This window comes from Streptomyces sp. NPDC049577 (assembly GCF_040675635.1).
GTDB lineage: Bacteria > Actinomycetota > Actinomycetes > Streptomycetales > Streptomycetaceae > Streptomyces.
This window is the reverse complement of the sequence record NZ_JBFAPH010000031.1, coordinates 1-21,600: the sequence shown is the minus strand read 5'-3', so window position 1 is coordinate 21,600 and position 21,600 is coordinate 1. Positions and strand designations below refer to the sequence as shown.

At 73.4% G+C, this 21,600-nt stretch carries 16 protein-coding genes and 1 pseudogene; 12 read left to right on the top strand and 5 right to left on the bottom strand.

Annotation, left to right across the window (positions count from 1 at the left end):
* Positions 1-2: 2 nt before the first annotated feature.
* Positions 3-2,576, top strand: a complete 2,574-nt coding sequence (pepN, locus tag AB0K09_RS06650; protein WP_366064187.1) for an aminopeptidase N — start codon at positions 3-5, stop codon at positions 2,574-2,576.
* Between the two features lie 67 nt (positions 2,577-2,643).
* On the opposite strand, the gene AB0K09_RS06645 is transcribed toward pepN, so the two are convergent.
* From AB0K09_RS06645 to malQ, 3 genes are all read right to left on the bottom strand, one after another.
* The gene (locus AB0K09_RS06645; protein ID WP_366064186.1) at positions 2,644-3,609 is read right to left on the bottom strand and encodes an acyl-ACP desaturase; all 966 of its coding nucleotides are present in this window, start codon (positions 3,607-3,609) and stop codon (positions 2,644-2,646) included.
* Positions 3,610-3,769: 160 nt separating this feature from the next.
* Positions 3,770-4,039 (bottom strand): hypothetical protein, encoded by a 270-nt coding sequence (locus AB0K09_RS06640; RefSeq protein WP_366064185.1) that lies wholly within the window; start codon positions 4,037-4,039, stop codon positions 3,770-3,772.
* Between the two features lie 47 nt (positions 4,040-4,086).
* Positions 4,087-6,174, bottom strand: coding sequence for a 4-alpha-glucanotransferase (gene malQ / locus AB0K09_RS06635; RefSeq protein ID WP_366064184.1), 2,088 nt, complete (start codon positions 6,172-6,174; stop codon positions 4,087-4,089).
* A gap of 338 nt (positions 6,175-6,512) precedes the next feature.
* Between malQ and AB0K09_RS06630 the strand changes: the two genes are divergently transcribed.
* Positions 6,513-9,401, top strand: coding sequence for a beta-N-acetylglucosaminidase domain-containing protein (locus AB0K09_RS06630; RefSeq protein WP_366064193.1), 2,889 nt, complete (start codon positions 6,513-6,515; stop codon positions 9,399-9,401).
* Positions 9,402-9,440: 39 nt separating this feature from the next.
* Here AB0K09_RS06630 and AB0K09_RS06625 read toward each other — a convergent pair whose 3' ends face one another.
* Entirely contained in the window at positions 9,441-9,977 is a 537-nt protein-coding gene (locus AB0K09_RS06625) for an HNH endonuclease (RefSeq protein WP_366064183.1), read from the bottom strand.
* 262 nt (positions 9,978-10,239) lie between these two features.
* Between AB0K09_RS06625 and AB0K09_RS06620 the strand changes: the two genes are divergently transcribed.
* Positions 10,240-11,325, top strand: coding sequence for a mechanosensitive ion channel family protein (locus AB0K09_RS06620; RefSeq protein WP_366064182.1), 1,086 nt, complete (start codon positions 10,240-10,242; stop codon positions 11,323-11,325).
* A 152-nt stretch (positions 11,326-11,477) separates the two neighbouring features.
* Here AB0K09_RS06620 and AB0K09_RS06615 read toward each other — a convergent pair whose 3' ends face one another.
* Positions 11,478-11,981, bottom strand: coding sequence for an FBP domain-containing protein (locus AB0K09_RS06615; RefSeq protein ID WP_366064181.1), 504 nt, complete (start codon positions 11,979-11,981; stop codon positions 11,478-11,480).
* Positions 11,982-12,160: 179 nt separating this feature from the next.
* On the opposite strand from AB0K09_RS06615, the gene AB0K09_RS06610 reads away from it, so the two are divergent.
* The 9 genes and pseudogenes from AB0K09_RS06610 to AB0K09_RS06570 form a co-directional block, all read left to right on the top strand.
* Positions 12,161-13,354, top strand: a complete 1,194-nt coding sequence (locus tag AB0K09_RS06610; RefSeq protein WP_366064180.1) for an ROK family transcriptional regulator — start codon at positions 12,161-12,163, stop codon at positions 13,352-13,354.
* Positions 13,355-13,445: 91 nt separating this feature from the next.
* Positions 13,446-14,798 carry an ABC transporter substrate-binding protein gene (locus tag AB0K09_RS06605; RefSeq protein WP_366064179.1) on the top strand — a complete coding sequence of 451 codons (1,353 nt, stop codon included), beginning with the start codon at positions 13,446-13,448 and terminating at the stop codon, positions 14,796-14,798.
* 11 nt (positions 14,799-14,809) lie between these two features.
* Positions 14,810-15,787 (top strand): sugar ABC transporter permease, encoded by a 978-nt coding sequence (locus AB0K09_RS06600; RefSeq protein WP_366064178.1) that lies wholly within the window; start codon positions 14,810-14,812, stop codon positions 15,785-15,787.
* Entirely contained in the window at positions 15,787-16,623 is an 837-nt protein-coding gene (locus AB0K09_RS06595; RefSeq protein ID WP_366064177.1) for a carbohydrate ABC transporter permease, read from the top strand. Before AB0K09_RS06600 ends, AB0K09_RS06595 begins: the two co-directional genes overlap by 1 nt.
* Positions 16,620-17,873, top strand: a complete 1,254-nt coding sequence (locus AB0K09_RS06590; RefSeq protein ID WP_366064176.1) for a 6-phospho-beta-glucosidase — start codon at positions 16,620-16,622, stop codon at positions 17,871-17,873. Before AB0K09_RS06595 ends, AB0K09_RS06590 begins: the two co-directional genes overlap by 4 nt.
* Positions 17,864-18,850 (top strand): BadF/BadG/BcrA/BcrD ATPase family protein, encoded by a 987-nt coding sequence (locus AB0K09_RS06585; RefSeq protein ID WP_366064175.1) that lies wholly within the window; start codon positions 17,864-17,866, stop codon positions 18,848-18,850. Before AB0K09_RS06590 ends, AB0K09_RS06585 begins: the two co-directional genes overlap by 10 nt.
* 438 nt (positions 18,851-19,288) lie before the next feature.
* On the top strand, positions 19,289-19,708 hold the full coding sequence (locus tag AB0K09_RS06580) for a tyrosinase cofactor (protein ID WP_366064174.1): 420 nt from the start codon (positions 19,289-19,291) through the stop codon (positions 19,706-19,708).
* A gap of 52 nt (positions 19,709-19,760) precedes the next feature.
* On the top strand, positions 19,761-20,582 hold the full coding sequence (locus AB0K09_RS06575) for a tyrosinase family protein (RefSeq protein WP_366064173.1): 822 nt from the start codon (positions 19,761-19,763) through the stop codon (positions 20,580-20,582).
* A gap of 269 nt (positions 20,583-20,851) precedes the next feature.
* Positions 20,852-21,600: pseudogene (locus AB0K09_RS06570) on the top strand (hypothetical protein); the annotation flags it as partial.

The following is a 21,600-nucleotide window of genomic DNA, read 5'->3' as shown; positions in this document are numbered from 1 at the left end:
CGGTGCCCGGAACGAATCTGACCCGCGAAGAGGCGCAGCAGCGGGCTCGGCTGCTCAGCGTGGACGCGTACGAGATCGACCTCGATCTCTCGGGCGCGCAGGAGGGCGGGACGTACCGGTCCGTGACCACCGTGCGCTTCGAGTCCGACGCCGCGGGGGCGGAGACGTTCATCGACCTGGTCGCCCCGGCCGTGCACGAGGTCGTGCTCAACGGCACGGCGCTCGACCCCGCCGAGGTGTTCGCGGACAGCCGCATCGCCCTGCCCGGGCTGAAGGCCGGCCCGAACGAGCTGAAGGTCGTCGCCGACTGCGCCTACACCAACACGGGTGAGGGTCTGCACCGCTTCGTCGACCCGGTCGACCAGCAGGCCTACCTCTACACCCAGTTCGAGGTGCCGGACGCGCGGCGGGTGTTCGCCAACTTCGAGCAGCCCGACCTGAAGGCGACGTTCCGGTTCACCGTGAAGGCGCCCGAGGGCTGGACGGTGATCTCCAACTCGCCGACCCCCGAGCGCCCGGCGGACAACGTCTGGCGCTTCGAGCCGACGGCGCGCATCTCCACCTACATCACCGCGCTCGTCGCCGGCCCGTACCACGCCGTGCACAGCAGCTACGAGAAGGACGGCCGCAGCATCCCGCTGGGCATCTACTGCCGCCCCTCGCTCGCCGAGTTCCTGGACGCGGACGCCATCTTCGAGGTCACCCGGCAGGGCTTCGAGTGGTTCGAGGAGCGCTTCGACTACCCGTACCCCTTCCCCAAGTACGACCAGCTGTTCGTGCCCGAGTTCAACGCGGGCGCCATGGAGAACGCCGGCGCGGTGACCATCCGCGACCAGTACGTCTTCCGCTCGAAGGTGACGGACGCCGCGTACGAGACGCGCGCCGAGACCATCCTCCACGAGCTGGCCCACATGTGGTTCGGCGACCTGGTCACCATGGAGTGGTGGAACGACCTGTGGCTGAACGAGTCGTTCGCCACCTACACCTCCATCGCCTGCCAGGCCGCCGCCCCCGGCAGCCGCTGGCCGCACTCCTGGACCACCTTCGCCAACTCCATGAAGACGTGGGCCTACCGGCAGGACCAGCTGCCCTCCACCCACCCGATCATGGCGGAGATCCGCGACCTGGACGACGTCCTGGTCAACTTCGACGGCATCACCTACGCCAAGGGCGCGTCCGTCCTCAAGCAGCTCGTCGCCTACGTCGGCGAGGACGAGTTCTTCCGCGGCGTGCAGGCGTACTTCAAGGCCCACGCCTTCGGCAACACGCGGCTCGGCGACCTGCTGGGCGCGCTGGAGAAGACCAGCGGCCGCGACCTGAAGACCTGGTCGCGGAAGTGGCTGGAGACGGCCGGCATCAACATCCTGCGCCCGGAGGTCGCCACCGACGGGGACGGCACGATCACCTCCTTCGCCGTCCGCCAGGAGGCCCCGGCCCTGCCCGCCGGTGCCAAGGGCGAGCCGGTCCTCCGCCCGCACCGCATCGCGATCGGCCTGTACGACCTGAACGAGGCCGGCAAGCTGGTCCGCACCGACCGGATCGAGCTGGACGTCGACGGCGAGCTGACCGAGGTGCCGCAGCTGGCCGGCCGGGTCCGCCCGGCCGTCGTGCTGCTCAACGACGACGACCTCTCGTACGCCAAGGTGCGGCTCGACGAGGAGTCCCTGCGCGTCGTCACCGAGCACCTCGGCGACTTCGAGCAGTCCCTGCCGCGCGCCCTGTGCTGGGCCTCCGCCTGGGACATGACCCGCGACGGCGAGCTCGCCACCCGCGCCTACCTGGACCTGGTGCTCTCGGGCATCGCCAAGGAGTCCGACATCGGCGTCGTGCAGTCCCTGCACCGGCAGGTCAAGCTCGCCCTCGACCTGTACGCCGCGCCGGACTGGCGCGAGACGGGCCTGGCCAAGTGGACCGAGGCCGCCCGCGAGCACCTGCTGGCCGCCGAGCCGGGCAGCGACCACCAGCTGGCCTGGGCCCGCGCCTTCGCGGCCACCGCCCGTACCGACGAGCAGCTGGCCTTCCTGGCCGGGCTGCTGGAGGGCACCGAGAGCGTCGAGGGCCTGGCCATCGACACCGACCTGCGCTGGGACCTGCTCGGCCGCCTCGCCGCGACCGGCCGCGCCGACGACAAGGCCATCGCCGCCGAGCTGGAGCGGGACCGCACCTCGGCCGGCGAGCAGCACGCCGCGTGGGCGCGCGCCGCGCGGCCGACGGCCGAGGCGAAGGCCGAGGCGTGGGCGGCGGTCGTCGAGTCCGACAAGCTTCCGAACGCCGTGCAGGAGTCCGTCATCAGCGGCTTCCAGCAGGCCGACCAGCGCGAGCTGCTCGCGCCCTACGCCGCGAAGTACTTCGCGGCCGTCAAGGAGGCGTGGGACGAGCGCAGCCACGAGATGGCCCAGCAGATCGCCGTCGGCCTCTTCCCGGCGCTCCACATCTCGCAGGAGACGCTGGACGCGACGGACGCGTGGCTGGCCTCCGCCGAGCCGAACGCCGCGCTGCGGCGCCTGGTGACCGAGTGCCGCGCGGGCGTGGAGCGCGCGCTCAAGGCACAGGCGGCCGATTCGGCCGCGGCCTGACCGAGCACACAGTGAAGGGAGCCCCGGGCCTGTCAGGCCCGGGGCTCCCTTCACTGTGTGCGGGCGCCTACGCCGCCCCCGCCCTCGCCGCACGGCGGGCGAGCAACGCCGCGCGGCGCTCGTCGAACTTCAGGGCCTGGCCGTCGAGGCCCTCCAGGAACCGGCCCAGCTCCTCCTGGGCGCGCAGGCCCTCGGGGCCGAGGCCGCCGATCTCCAGGACCTTCAGGAAGCGCAGGACGGGCTGGAGCACGTCGTCGTGGTGGATGCGCAGGTTGTAGACGCCGCCGATGGCGATCTGCGCGGCCGCCCGCTCGAAGCCGGGGATGCCGTGGCCGGGCATCCGGAAGTTCACGACGACGTCCCGCACGGCGCTCATGGTCTGGTCCGGGGCCAGCTCGAAGGCCCGCTTGAGCAGGTTCCGGTAGAAGACCATGTGCAGGTTCTCGTCGGTGGCGATCCGGGCGAGCATGCGGTCGCAGACCGGGTCGCCGGAGTGGTGCCCGGTGTTCCGGTGCGATACGCGGGTGGCCAGCTCCTGGAAGGCGACATAGGCCACGGAGTGCAGCATGCTGTGCCGGTTGTCGGACTCGAAGCCCTCGCTCATGTGCTGCATCCGGAAGCGCTCCAGCTCCACCGGGTCGACGGCCCGCGAGGTCAGCAGGTAGTCCCGCATGACGATGCCGTGCCGGCCCTCCTCGGCGGTCCAGCGGTGCACCCAGGTGCCCCAGGCGCCGTCACGGCCGAAGAGCGTGGCGATCTCGTGGTGGTAGCTCGGCAGATTGTCCTCGGTCAGCAGATTGACCACGAGCGCGATGCGCCCGACCTCGGAGACCTTGGACTGTTCCGGGGCCCAGGCCTCGCCGCCCATGACGCCGTCGAAGTTCCGCCCGTCGCTCCAGGGCACGTACTCGTGCGGCATCCACTCCTTGGCGACCTTCAGATGGCGGTTGAGCTCCGTCTCGACGGCCTCTTCCAGGGCGTACAGGAGCCGGGTGTCGCTCCAGGCGGCGGAGCGGGAGGGGGCGAGGGTCACAAACGGCTCCAGGGGGATCGCGGCGCGGTGGACTACGGCTGTCCACTTACGGGCCCGTAGGTTACGACACCGTAGGTTAAGGGCGCCGTAAACGCCAAAAAGCCCGGCGCCCCGGTCCGTGGAGGACCGGGGCGCCGGGCGGAAGCCTGGTGCCGGCGGGTTAGCGCGCCGAGCGGGGGTAGTGGGTGTCGCGGGTGTGCACGTTGTCGCTGTGGCGGGCCATGACCATGACCAGGCCGGCGATGACGAGGAAGAGGACGATCGGCGCGGCGACATAGAGGCCGAGCGTGTTGAGCACGCTGAGGCCCGGGCCCGGGTCGTCGCCGTCGTCGCGGGTGAGCGCGAACGCGGGGGACGACATCAGCAGCATCAGCACCGTGCCGGCGGACACGGCCCCGGCGCGCATGGCGTTCTTATTCTTGTTGCTCACGAGCTCAACGTATCCGACGTGTGTGCGGGGCGCGCGCCCGGGGTGGGCTATCGGGTCATCGGTGGGCGCCCGGGTCCGGCCGGGGCGCGCAGGACGTCCATCAGGGCGTGCAGCCGCGGCGAGGAGGCCAGGTCCTCCAGGGCCAGCGGGCGGCCGGCGGCGTCGGAGACGGGCAGCCGCCAGTTCGGGTACTGGTCCCAGGTGCCGGGGAGGTTCTGCGGGCGGCGGTCGCCCACCGCGTCCGGCAGCCAGACGCCGATCATGCGGGCGGGGGTGCGCAGCAGGAAGCGGTGCACGGCCTTGACGGCGCCCTCCTCGTCGCCGGGCCCCTCCGGCAGCAGGCCCAGGCGGCGGAAGAGGGCGAGCCACTCCGCGAGGTCCGCGGCGTCCTCGCGCTGCTCGACGGCGAGCGGGCGGGTGAGCAGGCCGAGCCGGTGCCGCAGTTCGACGTGGTCGCCGGTGAGCCGGGCGGCGGTGCTGGGCAGGTCGTGGGTGGTGGCGGTGGCCAGGCAGCCGGGGCGCCAGCGCTCGGGCGCGAGCGGCTCCGGGCGGCGCGCGCCGCGCGCGTAGTCGCGCTCGAACCACAGCACCGAGGTGCCGAGCACCCCGCGCTCCGCCAGCGCCTCGCGCACCCCCGGCTCGACCGTGCCGAGGTCCTCGCCGACGACGGCGGCACCCGCGCGGTGGGCTTCCAGGGCGAGGACGGCGAGCATGGCCTCCGCGTCGTAGCGCACGTACGTGCCCTGCGCGGGCTCGCGGCCCTGCGGCACCCACCACAGCCGGAACAGGCCCATCACATGGTCGATGCGCAGGGCGCCCGCGTGCCGCAGCAGGGCGCGCAGCAGCTCGCGGTAGGGGGCGTAGCCGGTGGCGCGCAGGGCGTCGGGGCGCCAGGGCGGCAGGCCCCAGTCCTGGCCGAGCGAGTTGAAGGCGTCGGGCGGGGCGCCGACGGACATGCCGGCGGCGAGGGCGTCCTGCTGGGCCCAGGCGTCGGCGCCGGACGGGTGGACGCCGACGGCCAGGTCGTGGACGAGCCCGACCCGCATCCCGGCCTGGCGGGCGGCCCGCTGGGCGCCGGCGAGCTGGCGGTCGGTGAGCCAGGCGAGCCAGCAGTGGAAGTCGACGCGGTCCAGCAGCTCGCCGCGGGCCCGGGCGGTGCGGGCCGAGCGGGGGTCCTTGAGCGCGCCGGGCCAGGAGCGCCAGTCGGGGCCGTGCACCTCGGCGAGGGCGCACCAGGTCGCGTGGTCGTCGAGGGCCTGGCCGCGCTCGGCGAGGAAGTCGCAGTAGGCGGCGCGCCGTCCGGGCCCCATGGGCACGGCGCGGACGAGTTCGAGGGCGCGCAGCTTCAGGGCGCGGACGGCGTCCCGGTCGATGAGCGCGTCACCGCCCAGCACGCCCGCGCGCAGGGCGTCGGCCTCGGCCAGCAGCCCGTCGGCGGCGGCCCGCTGGGCGCCGGTGAGATGGGCGAACTCGGGGACGGCGGTGACGCGCAGATGGACGGGGTCGGGGAAGCGGCGGGAGGAGGGGCGGTAGGGCGAGGGGTCGGTGGGCGCCCCGCCAGCCGGCGGTACGGCCGCGTGCAGGGGGTTGACCTGGACGAAGTCGCAGCCGAAGGCGCGCCCCGACCAGGCGGCCAGCTCGGCGAGGTCGCCGAGGTCGCCCATGCCCCAGGAGCGGGCGGACAGCAGGGAGTAGAGCTGGACGAGGAAGCCGTGGCAGCGCTCGGGCGGTGCGGGCAGCCGGCGCGGGGCGACGATCAGGGGCGCGCTCGCGGTCCGGCCGTCGGGGGCCGCGGCCCGCAGGAGGTGGTGGCCGAGCGGGAGGGGGTCCTCGAACCGGTCGAGGCGTGCGCCGTCCTCGGTCTCGATCCGCAGCACCGTGCCCTCGGGCAGGTCCGGTACGTCCGGGCGGGCGTCGCCCTCGCGCGCCACGACGGCGGGCGGCAGCAGCCGGCCCCGCTCGGCCTGTTCCCGGGCCGCGAGGGCGTCGCGGACGGCGCGGGGCGTGGAGGCGTCGACGCCGAGCGCGGCGAGGACGGCGACGACGGTGTCCTCGGGGACCCGCACCGTGCGGCCGGGCGAGGGCTCGTAGGAGGTGGCGACTCCGTGCAGTGCGGCGAGACGCGCTCTGTCCATGCGGAACTCCGTGGTGACCGGGGCCGTCGGAACCGTCCGCAGGTCACATTACGTTCCCCCATGTCGATTTGACGGCCCTTTGGTGGACTTCTCGCCGTCGCTTGCCCGCCCTTTGCCGTCGAAGCGATGGGCATTACCGGCAGTTCGGGCAGCTGCGTTGACACGTCCATCGCTTGCTGATGGGCTCGTCGCTCCACGGGCCGGACCCGTGACGGCACACTAGGGGCGAGGAGAAGGCGGTGCGGTTCCCGGGCAGCGACCACGACGGCGGCGACCGGCGCGGCGGCGAGGCCGGCGACGACGGGCGGCTGCCGGGCCGGACGGTCGGCACCGGCAGGCTGGGGGGACCCCGCCGCCGGGCCGGGGTGACGGTACTGGCCGCGGCCCTGCTCGGCGGGCTGCTGGGCGGTGTGCCGGACGCCGTGGCCGAACCCCTCCCGGGGGACGCGGCGGCCGCCGCGGGCACCCCCGACCAGGAGAGCGCGGGCGGCCTGCCCCCGGTGTGGCCGCGCCCGCAGTCGGCGCGCGCCCAGGGCGCGTACGCCCGGATCGGCACCGAGGTCACCCTCATGTCGGAGCCCGGCACCGACCCGGCCACCCTGGACGCCCTCCGCGAACTGCTGCGGGGCCTCGGGGCGCGCACGGTCGTGGACGCCCAGCCGGGCGGCACGCCGCCGCCGCAGGGGCTGATCGTCCACGCGGGCGGGCAGTCCGCGGAGAAGGCCCTGCGCGCCCTCGGCGCGCCGGCCGCCGGTGACCTGCCGGCCGGCGGCTACCGGCTGGCCACCGGGCAGCTGGACGGCAGACCGGCGGCGGCCCTGTCCGGCGCGGACCCGGACGGGCTGTTCCACGCGGCGCAGACGCTGCGGCAGCTGGCCGTCGAGCGGGACGGCGGCCACGCCTTCGCGGGCGCGGTGATCCGTGACTGGCCGGGCACGGCCGTGCGCGGGCTGACCGAGGGCTTCTACGGCCAGCCGTGGTCCCAGGCGCAGCGCCTGGACCAGCTGGACTTCATGGGCCGCACCAAGCTGAACCGCTATCTCCACGCCCCCGGCGACGACCCCTACCGCCTGGCCCGCTGGCGCGACCCGTACCCGGCCGACCAGCGGGCGGCGTTCCGCGAGCTGGCGGAGCGGGCCCGCCGCAACCATGTGACGCTGGGCTGGGCGGTCTCCCCGGGGCAGGCCATGTGCTTCTCCTCCGGTGCGGACCTGCGGGCGCTCAAGCGGAAGGTCGACGCCATGTGGGCGCTGGGCTTCCGCGCCTTCCAGCTCCAGTTCCAGGACGTCAGCTACAGCGAGTGGCACTGCGACGCGGACGCGGACGCCTTCGGGTCCGGCCCGAAGGCCGCGGCGAAGGCCCAGGCCAAGGTCGCGGGCGCGCTCGCCGCGCACCTGGCCGCCAAGGGCAAGGAGGCCGCGCCGCTGTCCCTGCTGCCCACCGAGTACTTCCAGGACGGCCGCACGGCCTTCCGCCGCGCGCTGGCCGAACAGCTCGACCCGCGCGTACAGGTCGCCTGGACGGGCGTGGGCGTGGTGCCCAAGACCATCACCGGCCGCGAACTGGCCGACGCGCGGACCGCGTTCGGGCACTCGCTGGTCACCATGGACAACTACCCGGTCAACGACTTCGCGCAGGACCGTATCTTCCTGGGCCCGTACTCCGGCCGGGAGCCGGCCGTGGCGACCGGCTCGGCGGCGCTGCTGGCCAACGCCTCGGCACAGCCGACCGCGTCCCGCATCCCGCTGTTCACCACCGCCGACTACGCCTGGAACCCGAAGGGCTACCGGCCCGAGGAGTCCTGGAAGGCGGCCGTCGACGACCTCGCCGGCGGCGACCCCGGCGCCCGCGAGGCGCTGCGCGCGCTGGCCGGCAACGACGCGTCGTCCATGCTGGGCGGCGAGGAGTCCGCCTATCTGCGCCCCCTGCTGGACGAGTTCTGGGCCGCCCTGTCGGGCACGGACGCGGACCGGATCGCCGCCGCGGCGGACCGGCTGCGCGCCGCCTTCACCACGATGGCGCAGGCCGGCGGGCGTCTGGAGCGGCCCTTCGGCGGCGAGATCGGGCCGTGGCTGGCGGCGCTGACCCACTACGGCGAGGCGGGCGTCAAGGCCGTGGACATGCTCACCGCCCAGGTACGCGGCGACGGCGCCGCGGCCTGGCGGGCCCAGCTCGACGTACAGCGGCTGCGCGAGAAGATCACGGCCGGCCGGGCCACGGTGGGCAACGGCGTGCTGGACCCCTTCCTCCAGCAGGCCCTGGCCCGGGCCAACGGCTGGACCGGCGCCGACCGGCCGCTGCGCACCGCCGGGCGGGCCACCGACGGCGACCCGGCCACCGCCGTGACCCCGCGGGCCGGCAGCCCGCTGACCGTGAAGGTGCCCGCGGCGCATCCGCTGACCGCCGTCACCGTGCTGGCCGCGCCCGCGCCCGGGACGCGCGGCACGGTCGAGGCGCACGACCCCGCGACCGGCTGGCAGCCGCTCGGGCCGCTGTCCGACAGCGGCTGGACGCAGCTGCCGGGCAAGGGCATGCGGACCGACGGCCTGCGCATCGTCTGGGACCAGGGGGCCACCCCGCCGGCCGTGCACGAGGTCAGCCCCTGGTTCGCCGACACGCCCACGGCCGACGTCCAGCTGCCCGGCGACGGTGTGGAGGCCGAGACCGGCGGCCGGCCGGCCGTGCTGGAGGCCCGCGTGATCAACCAGAAGCCGGAGACGGTACGGGAGCGGCTGACCGTCCGGGCGCCGCAGGGTGTCCAGGTCAAGGCGCCCGCCGAGGTGACCGTGCCGCGCGCCGGCGTGACGACGGTCCCCGTCGAGCTGACGGTGCCGTCCGGGTTCGGGCCGCGCGAGTTCCCGGTGGCCGTGCGGCTGGGAAGCGTCGAGCGGACCGTGACGGTCCGCACGGTCCCGCCCACGGGCGGCCCGGACCTCGCCCGCGACGCGCGGGCGTCCTGGTCGGACGACGACGGCTGGTGGCAGATGGAGCTGGCCCGCCCGGCACGGCTGGGTCTGCTGGTGCTGCACTGGCGCGAGAACCGTCCCGGCCGCTACCGGGTGCAGGTCTCGGCGGACGGGCGCACATGGCGCGACGCGGCGACCGTCGCCGAGAGCAGGGCCGGCGACGAGAGCGTCCGCATGGATGCGCCGGGCACACGCTTCGTCCGCGTCCAGGGCGACCGCAGCTTCATGCCGCGGTCGGCGGAGGCGTACGCGGCGCGGTGAGGAGGCGCCCACCGGGGGCCGGGCCCCCGGTGGGCGCCCTCAGGCCGAGATGCCGTCGATCCTGGCCATGGCGTCCTCCGCGCCGTACGCCTCGAGGTACGGCAGCCACCGCGGATCCCGGTGCCCCGTGCCGATGATCCGCCAGGCCAGCCCCGTCGGCGGGGCGGGCTGGTGACGGAGGCGCCAGCCGAGCTCGGAGACGTGCCGGTCGGCCTTGACGTGGTTGCAGCGGCGGCAGGCCGCCACCACGTTCTCCCAGGCGTGCTGGCCGCCGCGGCTGCGCGGGACGACGTGATCGACGCTGGTTGCGACGCCACCGCAGTACGCGCAGCGCCCGCCGTCACGGGCGAAGAGCGCTCGGCGGGTGAGCGGGACGGGCCCCCGAAAGGGGATCCGCACGAAGCGCTTCAGCCGGACGACGCTGGGTGCGGGGATGGTGCAGGACGCGCTGTGCAGATAGGCGCCGGAGTCCTCGAGGCTGACGGCCTTCTCATTGAGGACGAGTATGAGCGCGCGGCGGAGCGGTACGACGCCGAGCGGCTCGTACGACGCGTTGAGGACCAGGACATGCGGCACGGGTGCCTCCTTGTACGCCGGCGGCGCGTGGCTCGCGCCGGGACGATCTCCTGCAAGTGTCCCCTGGCCCCTGGTCGGAGCGCCACCATGACCGGGTAACGGGTCTCAGGTGTTTTGGCGCACACCTCGGCCATCTCCGCGCAAGACCCGTCCCACTTCGAACACGACTGCGGGTCCCGGGGGCTGCCCCGTTAGTGTGGTAAGCCTGCCCGCGCCGCTCCCCGCCGCGGGTCCTGTGTGTCCCCACGGAGGAATTCCTGCTGTGTTCCGGTCCGTCGTCCTCGCCGCAGAAGATCCGACGCCCCGGCCTCCCTCGTCCCTCGACGAGGCGCAACGGACGGCGAACGACGCCGCCGGCTGGGTCGAGGCGAACTGGTCCGTCTGGCTCGGCAACAGCCTGCGGATCATCCTGATCGTCGTCATCGCCGTCGTGATGCGCTCGCTGATCCGGCGGGCCATCACCAAGCTGATAGCCCGGATGAACCGCACCGCGCAGGCCGTGGACGGCACCGCGCTGGGCGGCCTGCTCGTCAACGCCGAGCGCCGGCGGCAGCGCTCCGAGGCCATCGGCTCGGTGCTGCGCAGCGTCGCCTCGTTCCTGATCATGGGCACGGCGGCGCTGACGGTGCTCTCGGTACTCAAGATCAACCTGGCTCCGCTGCTGGCCAGCGCCGGTGTGGCCGGTGTCGCGATCGGTTTCGGCGCGCGCAATCTGGTCACCGACTTCCTGTCCGGCGTCTTCATGATCCTGGAGGACCAGTACGGCGTCGGCGACACGATCGACGCCGGGGTCGCCTCCGGCGAGGTGATCGAGGTCGGGCTGCGGGTGACGAAGCTGCGCGGCAGCGACGGCGAGATCTGGTACGTGCGCAACGGCGAGGTCAAGCGGATCGGCAACCTCAGCCAGGGCTGGGCGACGGCGGGCGTCGACGTCCAGGTCCGGTCCGACGAGGACCTGGACCGGGTCCGGGACGTCATCGCCCGGACCGGCGAGGAGATGCAGAAGGAAGAGCCGTGGAACGAGCGGCTGTGGGAGCCGGTCGAGGTCCTCGGCCTGAACGCGATCTACCTCGACTCGGTCGTCATCCGGGTGTCGGCCAAGACCGTGCCGGGCAAGGCGCTCGGCGTGGAGCGCGAGCTGCGCTGGCGGATCAAGCGGGCGCTGGACGCGGAGGGCATCAGCATCGTGGGCCGGCCGCAGGAGCCGGAGCTGGAGACCCGGGCGGCCCCGGACCCGACGGCGACGGTCGCCCCGCCGTCGGTCCTGGCGAACCCGGCCTCCCCGCAGGCCAAGGCGACGGAGCCGATACCGGCGGCTCCGCCGGGGGCGGCGCTGGGCAAGCCGTAGCCGCCGGCGGTCGGGGCCGGTGCCTCGCCGGCGACGACCGCGCAGGCCGCCGGACCCTCATGGCTCGAACCGGGCCGCCGACCCGGGAAAGGCCCGCCGGCAAGGCGGAGGGCTCCCTCGCCGCCGATGTGGCGAGGGAGCCCTCCCGGTTTTCAGGCCTCCTGGAGGACGCGGTCCAGGAAGTCGTCGACGTTGCCCCGCATGCGGTCCAGCCGCTCCTCCAGCGACAGCGACTCCTTGTACCGCATGGACATCAGGGGCACCTTCCGGCCCCGCACGTACAGGGGGCAGGCCAGGTCCGCGCACATGTAGGCGCCGACCGTGTTGCCCTCGCGGCCGGAGGCGCCGACGCGGCGGGCGGCCAGCAGGGAGACGCCGGAGCCGGGGTGGCCCGTCATGCACAGCGAGCACATGGTGGTCTTGGTGAAGCTGCGGGGGCCGCCCTGCGGCACACGCAGCGTGACGCCGACGAGCTCGCCGGCCCGCTCGGCCACGAGGTAGCCGCGGTCCGGGGCGCCCGGGTCGCGCCAGCCCAGGAAGTCCAGGTCCGCCCAGGGCAGCTCGTCCAGCCCCCGGGGAAGACTGATCCTGCGCGCCTCACCCTTCGAGCAGTTGACGAAGGAGGCGCGTATGGCGGATTCGCCGAGTGGTTCCATGCAGCGGAAACTAACAGCGGACCGGCGGGGGCGTCGCGCGATTTTTCCTTGCATATGCGCACCTCAGAACGCACCCGAGCGCCGGTCCAGACCTATTGACGCCGCCCTGACGTGGGCATACCGTCCTCCCACAGGGAATTGGAAGGTTTCCTAACAGACTTCGGGAGGGTGGTGCCGCCATGGCCGGGATCCCCGGGACGCCACGGGTGCTGCGGGCCATGAACGACCGCGCCGCCCTGGAACTGCTCATCGTCCACGGCCCCCTCACCCGCACCCGGATCGGCGAGCTCACCGGGCTCTCCAAACCCACCGCCTCCCAGCTGCTGGCCCGGCTGGAGACCGCCGGGCTCGTGCGCCGGACCGGCAGCGTCACCGGCCGGCCCGGGCCCAGCGCCCAGCTGTACGAGGTGGACCCGGGCATCGCCCACGTGGCCGCGCTCGCCGTCGACGAGAGCGGGATCTCCGCGGCCGTCGCGGACATCACCGGCACGGTCGTCGGCGAACACCGCGTCGTGACGGCCGCCGCGGGGCCCGGCCGCGACCGGACCGCCGCGCTGGTCGCCGAGGCCGTCGACGGCGCCCTGGCCGCCGCCGGGCTCGGCCGCACCGCCCTGCACCGCACCGTCATCGGCACGCCCGGCGCCCTCGACCCGCGCACCGGCCGGCTGCGGTACGCCGCGCACCTGCCCGGCTGGCATTCGCGCGCCCTGCGCGACGAGCTGGCCGAGGCGGTCGGCACTCCCCTGGTCATCGAGAACGACGTCAACCTCGCCGCCGTGGCCGAACGGCACGGCGGCGCGGCCCGGGACACCGACGACTACGTGCTCTTCTGGGCCGACGAGGGCGTCGGCGCCGCCATCGTGCTCGGCGGGCGGCCGCTGCGCGGCGCGACCAGTGGCGCGGGCGAGATCGGCTACATGCCGCTGCCCGGCGCGCCCCTGGCGCGCGGCGGCCAGGCGGACGCGGCCCGGCCGGACGCCGGCGGCGGCTTCCAGATGCTCGTCGGCTCCCCGGCCGTGGTGGAGCTGGCCCGCCGGCACGGCATCGACGCCGCCACGGCGACCGGGGCGCTGGCCGCGGCGGCCGCCACCCCCGGCGCGGGCGACGCGGTCCTCGGCGAGCTGGCGGCGCGCATGGCCACCGGGCTGGCGGCGGTCGTCGCGGTCGTCGACCCGGGGCTCGTGGTGCTCTCCGGCGAGGTCTGCCGCGCGGGCGGCGAGCGGCTGCGCGAGCTGGTCGAGGCGGAGCTGACCGGACTGGCGCTGCCCAGGCCGCTGCTGCGGCTCGGCACGGTCGAGGGCTCGCCGATCCTGCTCGGCGCGCTGCGGACCGCGCTCGACGACGTCAGGGACGCCGTCTTCGACACCACCTGACCCCGCGGCCGCGCACCGGCCCCGCACCCGGCCCGAACGCCTCCTGCCCGCCGACCGCACGGAAGCCGACCGCACGGAAGAAGGTCCCGCCATGCCGCGCACGCGCCGTCGCCGCCGCCCCCTGCTGTCGCTCGCCGTCGCCGGGCTGCTCCCGCTGTCGGCCCTGGCCGGCTGCGCCAACCCCGGGCACGGCAGCGCGGACGACGACCCCACCCGGCCGGTCACGCTGCGCCTCTGGCACGGCTGGTCGGAGAAGAACGAGGTCAAGGCGGTCGACGAGGCCATCGCCCGGTTCGAGCGGCGGCACCCGAACATCACGGTGAAGTCCACCGGGAACGTCACCGACGCCACCGTCAACCAGGCACTGCGGGCCGGCGGCGACGAGGCCCCCGACGTGGTGTCGTCCTTCACCACCAACAACGTGGGCCAGTACTGCTCCTCCGGCATGTGGGTCGACCTCGATCCGTTCCTGCGGAGATCCGGCCTGGACAAGGACGCGGTCTTCCCGCGGACCCTGCTGGACTACTCCGCGTACCGGGGCACCCAGTGCGCGCTGCCGCTGCTCGCCGACGCCTACGGGCTGTACTACGACAAGGACGCCTTCGAGAGGGCCGGCATCACCCGGCCGCCGCGCACCATGTCGGAATTCCGGGACGCGGCCGTCAGGCTCACCGAACGCGGACCGGACGGCTCCTACCGGCGGGTGGGGTTCATGCCGGACTTCCGGCTCTACCAGAACAGCCCCGACCGGTTCTTCGGCCAGTGGAACCCGCGCTACTTCGACGACGCGGGAAAGTCCCGGCTGGCCCGGGAGCCCGCGGCCCGGGAGTTCTTCGCCACCCAGCGGGAACTCATCGACGCACAGGGCGGATACGGGCCGCTGGAGACCTTCCGCACCACCTTCGGCGACGAGATGTCCTCGCAGAACGCCTTTCTCACCGGAAAGCTCGCGATGCACCTGGACGGGGAATGGCGCGGACTGATGCTCGACAAGGCGAAACCCTCCTTCCGCTGGGGCACGGCCCCGCTGCCCGTCCCCGACGACCGGCCGGAGACCTACGGGCGGGGTTATCTCACGGGCACGGTCGTGGGCGTCGCGCACAGCAGCAGACACCAGAACGCCGCCTGGGAACTGGTGAAGTTCCTGACCACCGACACCGACCAGGTCGTGGCCTTCGCCAACGCCCTCCACAATGTGCCCTCGACCAAGGCCGCGCTCGCCTCGCCCCGGCTGGGCGCCGACCCGGGATTCCGTACCTTCCTCGACATCGCACGGAACCCCCACAGCGCCGGAATGCCACCGTCCGTCAACGGCGGCCAGTACATCACCGCGCTCCAGGACTTCGCGTACGAGGTGGAGGCGGGAAAGGTCCCCGATCTCGGCCGGGGGCTGCGCGCGCTCGACCGGCAGATAGACGACGACAACCTCCAGTCCGAGAACTGACGGAGCCCGCCATGGCCACCACCGCCCCGCCCGCCGCATTACGCCCGGACCGGCAGCGCACGCGCGTACGGCCGCGCGGGCGCGAACGGCTGCGCGTCCTCGGATTCCTCTCCCCCTGGCTGGTGGGATTCTCCGTCTTCTTCGGCTATCCGCTCGTCGCCACCGTCTATTTCTCGTTCATGCACTACAACCAGATCCGGTCACCGAGTTTCGTGGGCCTGCGGAACTGGGAGTACGTACTGACCCGGATGCCGCTCTTCTGGCCGGCCCTGGAGAACACGCTGTGGCTGGTGGTGGTCATGGTGGCCCTGCGGGTGGCCTTCGGCATCGGCATCGGGCTGCTGGTGACCCGGATCAAGACCGGGGCGGGGTTCTTCCGGACGGCCTTCTACCTGCCGTACCTGGCTCCCCCGGTGGCCGCGACCGTCGCCTTCGTCTTCCTCCTCAATCCCGGCACCGGCCCGGTGAACGAGATCCTTTCGGCGATCGGCCTTCCGGCCCCGCACTGGTTCAACGACCCCGCCTGGGCCAAGCCCTCGCTGGTGCTGCTCTCGCTGTGGGGCATCGGCGATCTGATGGTCGTCTTCACGGCCGCGCTGCTGGACGTGCCCCGCGAGCTGTACGAGGCGGCGGAGCTGGACGGGGCCGGACCGCTGGCGCGGTTCCGCTACGTGACCTGGCCGTCGATCACACCGATCGTGCTGTTCGCGGTGGTGACCGGGGTCGTGCAGACCATGCAGTTCTACACACAGGCGCTGGTCGCCGGGAAACTCGCCTCGGGCGTCAGCGTGGGGCCGGGATCGGTGATCCAGCCGGGGTACCCGGAGCATTCCACGCTCACCGTGCCCCAGCTGATCTATTCGCTCGGTTTCGAGAACTTCAACACGGGTGCCGCGTGTGTGCTCTCCCTCGTGCTCTTCGCCCTCGCCATGGCCGTGACCTCCCTGCTCCTGCGCAAGGGCGCCGGACTGCTGACGGCGGAGGACTGATGCCGGCCACCGGCAGAAGGGTCCTGCACTGGATAGCGGTGCACACCACCGCCGTGGCCGCCGCCCTCTTCTTCGTGCTGCCGTTCGTCTTCGTCTTCCTCACCTCGGTCATGAGCGACGACCAGGCGATGAGCGGCGAACTGTGGCCGCACGCGTGGAAGTGGTCCAACTACGCGGAGGTGTTCCGCACCCCGGGATTCCTCGACTGGTGGCGGAACTCCCTGCTCTACGCCGGGCTGGGCACGCTGCTGACCGTGTGTTCCTCGCTTCCCGTCGCCTACGCGCTGGCGAAGTTCCGCTTCCGCGGGCGGCGTCCGGTGATGATGCTCGTCATCGCGACGATGATGCTTCCCCCGCAGGTGGTCGTCGTCCCGATGTATCTGGTGTGGGCGCAGCAGCTGCATCTGTCGGGGTCGCTGTGGCCGCTGATCCTCCCGCTGGCCTTCGGCGACGCGTACTCCGTATTCCTTCTGCGCCAGTTCCTGCTCACCATCCCCACCGCGTATCTGGAGGCCGCCAAGGTCGACGGCTGCGGCGAACTGCGCACGCTGCTGCGGATCGTGGTGCCGATGGCGAAGCCGGGAATCGCCGCGGTGGCGCTGTTCCAGTTCTTCTTCTGCTGGAACGACTACTTCGGCCCGCAGATCTACGCCGCGCAGAACCCGGGGGCGTGGACACTGTCGTACGGGCTGGAATCCTTCAAGAGCGCCCACGGCGTCAACTGGAACCTCACCATGGCCGCGACGCTGCTCGTCATGGCCCCGGTCATCCTCGTGTTCTTCTTCGCCCAGAAGGCCTTCGTCGAAGGCGTCACCCTCACGGGAGTCAAGTCGTGAAACTCTCAGTGGTCGGCGGGGGCTCGACCTACACCCCCGAACTCGTGGACGGCTTCGCGCGGTTGCGCGACACGCTGCCGGTCGAGGAGCTCGTCCTGATCGACCCTGCCGCCGAGCGGCTGGAGCTCGTCGGCGGGCTGGCCCGGCGGATCTTCGCACGCCAGGGGCATCCCGGCCGGATCAGCTGGACCTCCGACCTCGACGCGGGCGTCGACGGCGCGGACGCCGTGCTGCTCCAGCTGCGCGTGGGCGGCCAGGCCGCCCGCCACCGGGACGAGACCTGGCCCCTGGAGTGCGGCTGCGTCGGGCAGGAGACCACCGGCGCGGGCGGGCTCGCCAAGGCCCTGCGCACGGTGCCGGTCGTGCTGGACATCGCCGAGCGCGTCCGCCGCCGCTCCCCGGACGCCTGGATCGTGGACTTCACCAACCCCGTCGGCATCGTCACGCGCGCCCTGCTGCTGGCCGGGCACCGGGCGGTCGGGCTGTGCAACGTGGCCATCGGCTTCCAGCGGAAGTTCGCCCGGCTGCTGGGGGTGGCCCCGGAGGAGGTCGGCCTGGAGCACGTCGGCCTCAACCACCTCACCTGGGAGCGCGCGGTAACCGTCGGCGGGCGGGACGTGCTGCCCCGGCTGCTCGCCGAGCACGGCGACGCGATCGCCGCCGACCTGCGCATGCCGCGCGCGGTCCTCGACCGGCTGGGCGTCGTGCCCTCGTACTACCTGCGCTACTACTACCGGCACGACGAGGTCGTGCGGGAGCTGCGCACCGGGCCGTCGCGGGCCGCCGAGGTGGCCGCGATGGAGAAGGAGCTGCTCGCCCTGTACGGCGACCCCGCGCTGGACGAGAAGCCGGAACTGCTGGCCAAGCGGGGCGGCGCCTTCTACTCGGAGGCCGCGGTGGCCCTCACGGCGTCGCTGCTCGGGGACACCCGGGAGGTGCAGGTGGTCAACGCGTTCAACGCCGGGACGCTGCCCTTCCTGCCGGACGACGCGGTGATCGAGGTCCCGGCGGCGGTCGACGCGGCCGGCGCGCACCCCCTGCCGGTGCGCCCCCTGGAGCCGCTGTACGCGGGGCTGGTCGCGAACGTCAGCGCGTACGAGGACCTGGCGCTGGAGGCGGCGCTGAAGGGTGGCCGGGACCGGGTGTTCCGGGCGCTGCTGGCGCATCCGCTGGTCGGGCAGCTGGAGTACGCGGACCGGCTGGCGGACGCCCTCCTCGCGCACAACCGCGACCATCTGGCGTGGGTGTGAGCGACCCGGGCCCGGACGGCCGGATCGTGGCCGTCGACGCGGGCAACAGCAAGACCGATGTGGCGGTCGTCGGCGCCGGCGGCGAGGTGTTCGGCACGGCGCGCGGCGGCGGCTTCCAGCCGCAGACCACGGGCGTGCGACGGGCGGTGGCGCGGCTCGGCGCGCTGGTCGCCGAGGCGGCCGGCGGCCTGCTGCCGGCCGGCCATGTGTCGGCGTGTCTGGCCAACGCCGATCTGCCGGCCGAGGAGACCGCGCTGAGGGCCGCGATCGAGGACCGGGGCTGGGCGCGCACGGTCGCCGTCGCCAACGACACCTTCGCCCTGCTGCGGGCCGGGCTGCCGGACGACGGGGAGCCGGTGGGGGTCGCGGTGGTGTGCGGGGCGGGCATCAACTGCGCGGGGCTGGCCCCCGGCGGGCGGACCGCCCGCTTCCCCGCCCTCGGCCGGATCTCCGGCGACTGGGGAGGCGGCGCGCACCTGGCCGAGGAGGCCCTGTGGTGGGCCGCCCGCGCCGAGGACGGCCGCGGTGGGCCCACCGCCCTGGCCACGGCGCTGCCCGCGCACTTCGGGCTGGGCGGCATGCCGGAGCTCATCGAGGCCCTGCACCTGGGCCGGCTGCCCCGGGAGCGCCGTCACGAACTGGCGCCCGTGCTCTTCGCGGTGGCCGCGGCCGGCGACCCGACCGCCCGGGCGATCGTCGCCCGGCAGGCGGAGGAGGTCGTGGCGATGACGGTCTCCGCGCTGACCCGGCTGGAGCTGCTCGACGCGGACGTGCCCGTGATCCTCGGCGGCGGCGTGCTCACGGCGCGCCATCCGCTGCTGCACGACCGGATCGTGGCGCTCCTGGCGCGGCAGGCTCCCCGGGCCGTACCGCGCGTCGTCGCGGCGCCGCCGGTGCTGGGAGCGGCGCTGCTCGGCCTGGACCGGCTGGGGGCACCGGCCGGGGCGTACCGCCGGCTGCGGGCGCACTGGGGGTAGCGCCCCGCGCGACGCGGGTGGACCACTGGACGGTCCACCCGCGTAGATCGTGGTGGATCCCGGCGGAGCCGTCCGTATTCCACCCTCATGCGGTGTGTTCACGTCATCTTCACATGGTGAGAGGCGTCACTTGTCGGTGCCATACACCGAAAATCCTTCGCTCACAGCCGCCTCGTCCCGGTGAATCTCCTGACGCCCGTGTCAATAAGACGAAACGTCAGCAGTTCCTGTCTGGACCTTTGTTGACCGTTCATTTACCTAATGTCCGTATCCGGGAGAACCATTTCTCCCGCTCCCCCTCCTCGTGCAAGCATCCGGGCCGCACGGACTGATCACGAAATACGACCGGCAATCGCTATTTTCTTCGCCAATCGGGCATCCGGCGTATGCGTGACAGCCGTCCTCCGCCACCACCGATTCCCGAGGGGGGAATTGCGCATGTCTTCCACCATGAGCCGGCGCATGATGCTCAGAGGCGCGGCCGCGGCCGCCGTCGGCACCGCGCTCGTCGCCGTCCCGGCCACCCTCGCCGCCCGGGGCTCCACCGCCCAGGCGTCCGACATGGACCACTCGGGCCACATGGACCACTCCGGTCATGGCCCGGCCGCCTTCGACGAGACCTACCAGGGCCGGCACATAGTCGGCCGACCGGCCGCGGCCGGCAGCCACGGCGCCCACCACGGCGGCGGCTTCTCCGTCCTCATCGACGACGAGGAGCTGCACGTGATGCAGAACGCCGACGGCACCTGGATCAGCGTGATCAACCACTACGAGACCTTCGCCGACCCGCGCACCACCGCCCGGGCGGCCGTCGACAAGCTGCGCGGGGCCGAGCTCGTCCCGCTCGCCATGTCCTGACCCGCGACTGCCGCATCCGAAGACCCCGAACCGAGAGGACGCCCGAACCGCCATGGCAGTACGCAAGAACCAGGCCACGCTCAGCGCGACCGAGAAGCGCAACTTCGTCAACGCCGTGCTGGAGCTCAAGCGCCAGGGCCGCTACGACGAATTCGTCCGCACCCACAACCAGTTCATCATGAGCGACCGGGACGACAGCGACCGTGTCGGCCACCGCTCCCCCTCGTTCCTTCCCTGGCACCGCCGCTTCCTCATCCAGTTCGAGCAGGAGCTGCAGCGGATCGACTCCTCGGTCACGCTGCCGTACTGGGACTGGACCGCCGACCGCACCGCGACCTCCTCGCTGTGGGGCGCCGACTTCCTCGGCGGCACCGGCCGCAGCCGCGACTTCCAGGTGACCACCGGCCCCTTCGCCTACGCGACCGGCAAGTGGAACATCAACGTCTCGGCCGACAACCGGCCCTACCTCCAGCGCGAACTGGGCGGCGGCGGGCGCGCCCTGCCCACGCGCGCGGAGGTGGACTCCGTCCTCGCGATGGCCACCTACGACATGGCCCCCTGGAACAGCGCCTCGGACGGCTTCCGCAACCACCTCGAAGGCTGGCGCGGCGTCAATCTGCACAACCGCGTCCACGTCTGGGTCGGCGGCCAGATGGCCACCGGAGTCTCCCCCAATGACCCGGTCTTCTGGCTGCACCACTGCTTCATAGACAAGCTGTGGGCCGACTGGCAGCGCCTGCACCCCACCTCGCCCTACCTGCCCGCCGGCGGCACCGCCAACGTCGTCGACCTGAACGACACGATGCGCCCCTGGAACAACGTGACCCCGGCCGACATGCTCGACCACACGAAGTTCTACACCTACGACCGCTGACGCGGCCCCGGTTCGGGAGGGGCGGCGGGCCGACGTGGAGGCCGGCCCGCCGCCCCTCCCGGCATGTGACGGGAACCGCCGCGGCGTACGAAGCGTGAAGGAGGGCAGAAGGCCGGTACGAACACCCGCGAAGATCGCGATCACGACAAGATCGGGGCACGAGCGGTGTGTTTGTCAGTCCCTGCGGCCATACTGCTGGCCGGGCACCTGTTCCCCCCGTCGCTCTCCGGGGAACGGGCGTCCGCGACAGCGACCAAGGGGGAGGTCTCATGTCACCACCGCATCCGCCGGGCGCTCCGGACCCCGCTCCGAGAGTGACCGCCTGGCGCGAGGGGCTCGACCGGCTGCGCGCCGGCGCCACCACGGAACCCGGCAGACTGCGCGCCATCGGCGCCGCGCTGGCCGGGCTGCTCGTCGTCTTCGGCGCCGTCACCGCCTGGCAGGTCACCGACCGCTCCGCCGCCTCGGACGCCGTCGTCGAGCGCAGCCAGCCGCTCAGCGCCGACGCGGCCGACATCTACCGCTCCCTCGCCGACGCCGACACCACCGCCGCGAGCGGCTTCCTCGCGGGCGGCCAGGAACCGCGCGCGGTCCGGCAGCGGTACGAGAACGACATCGCCCGCGCCTCCGAACTGCTGGTCAAGGCCGCCGCCAACACCGAGGGATCGGACGCCGCGCGCCGCCGGATCGCCACGCTCAACGACCAACTGCCGGTCTACACCGGACTGGTCGAGGCCGCCCGGGCCAACAACCGGCAGGGCCTGCCCCTGGGCGGCGCCTATCTGCGCTACGCCAGCGACCGCATGCGCGACGACCTGCTGCCCGCCGCCCGCGGGCTCTACGAGGCGGAGACCGGCCGGCTCGGCGAGGACTACGGGCACGCCCGCTCCTGGCCCTGGGCCTCGCTCGCCACCGGGGTGCTGGCCCTCGGCGCGCTCGGCTGGGCCCAGCGCCGCACGTACCTGCGCACCCACCGCGTCTTCAACCGGGGCCTGGTGGCCGCCACGGCCGCCGGCGG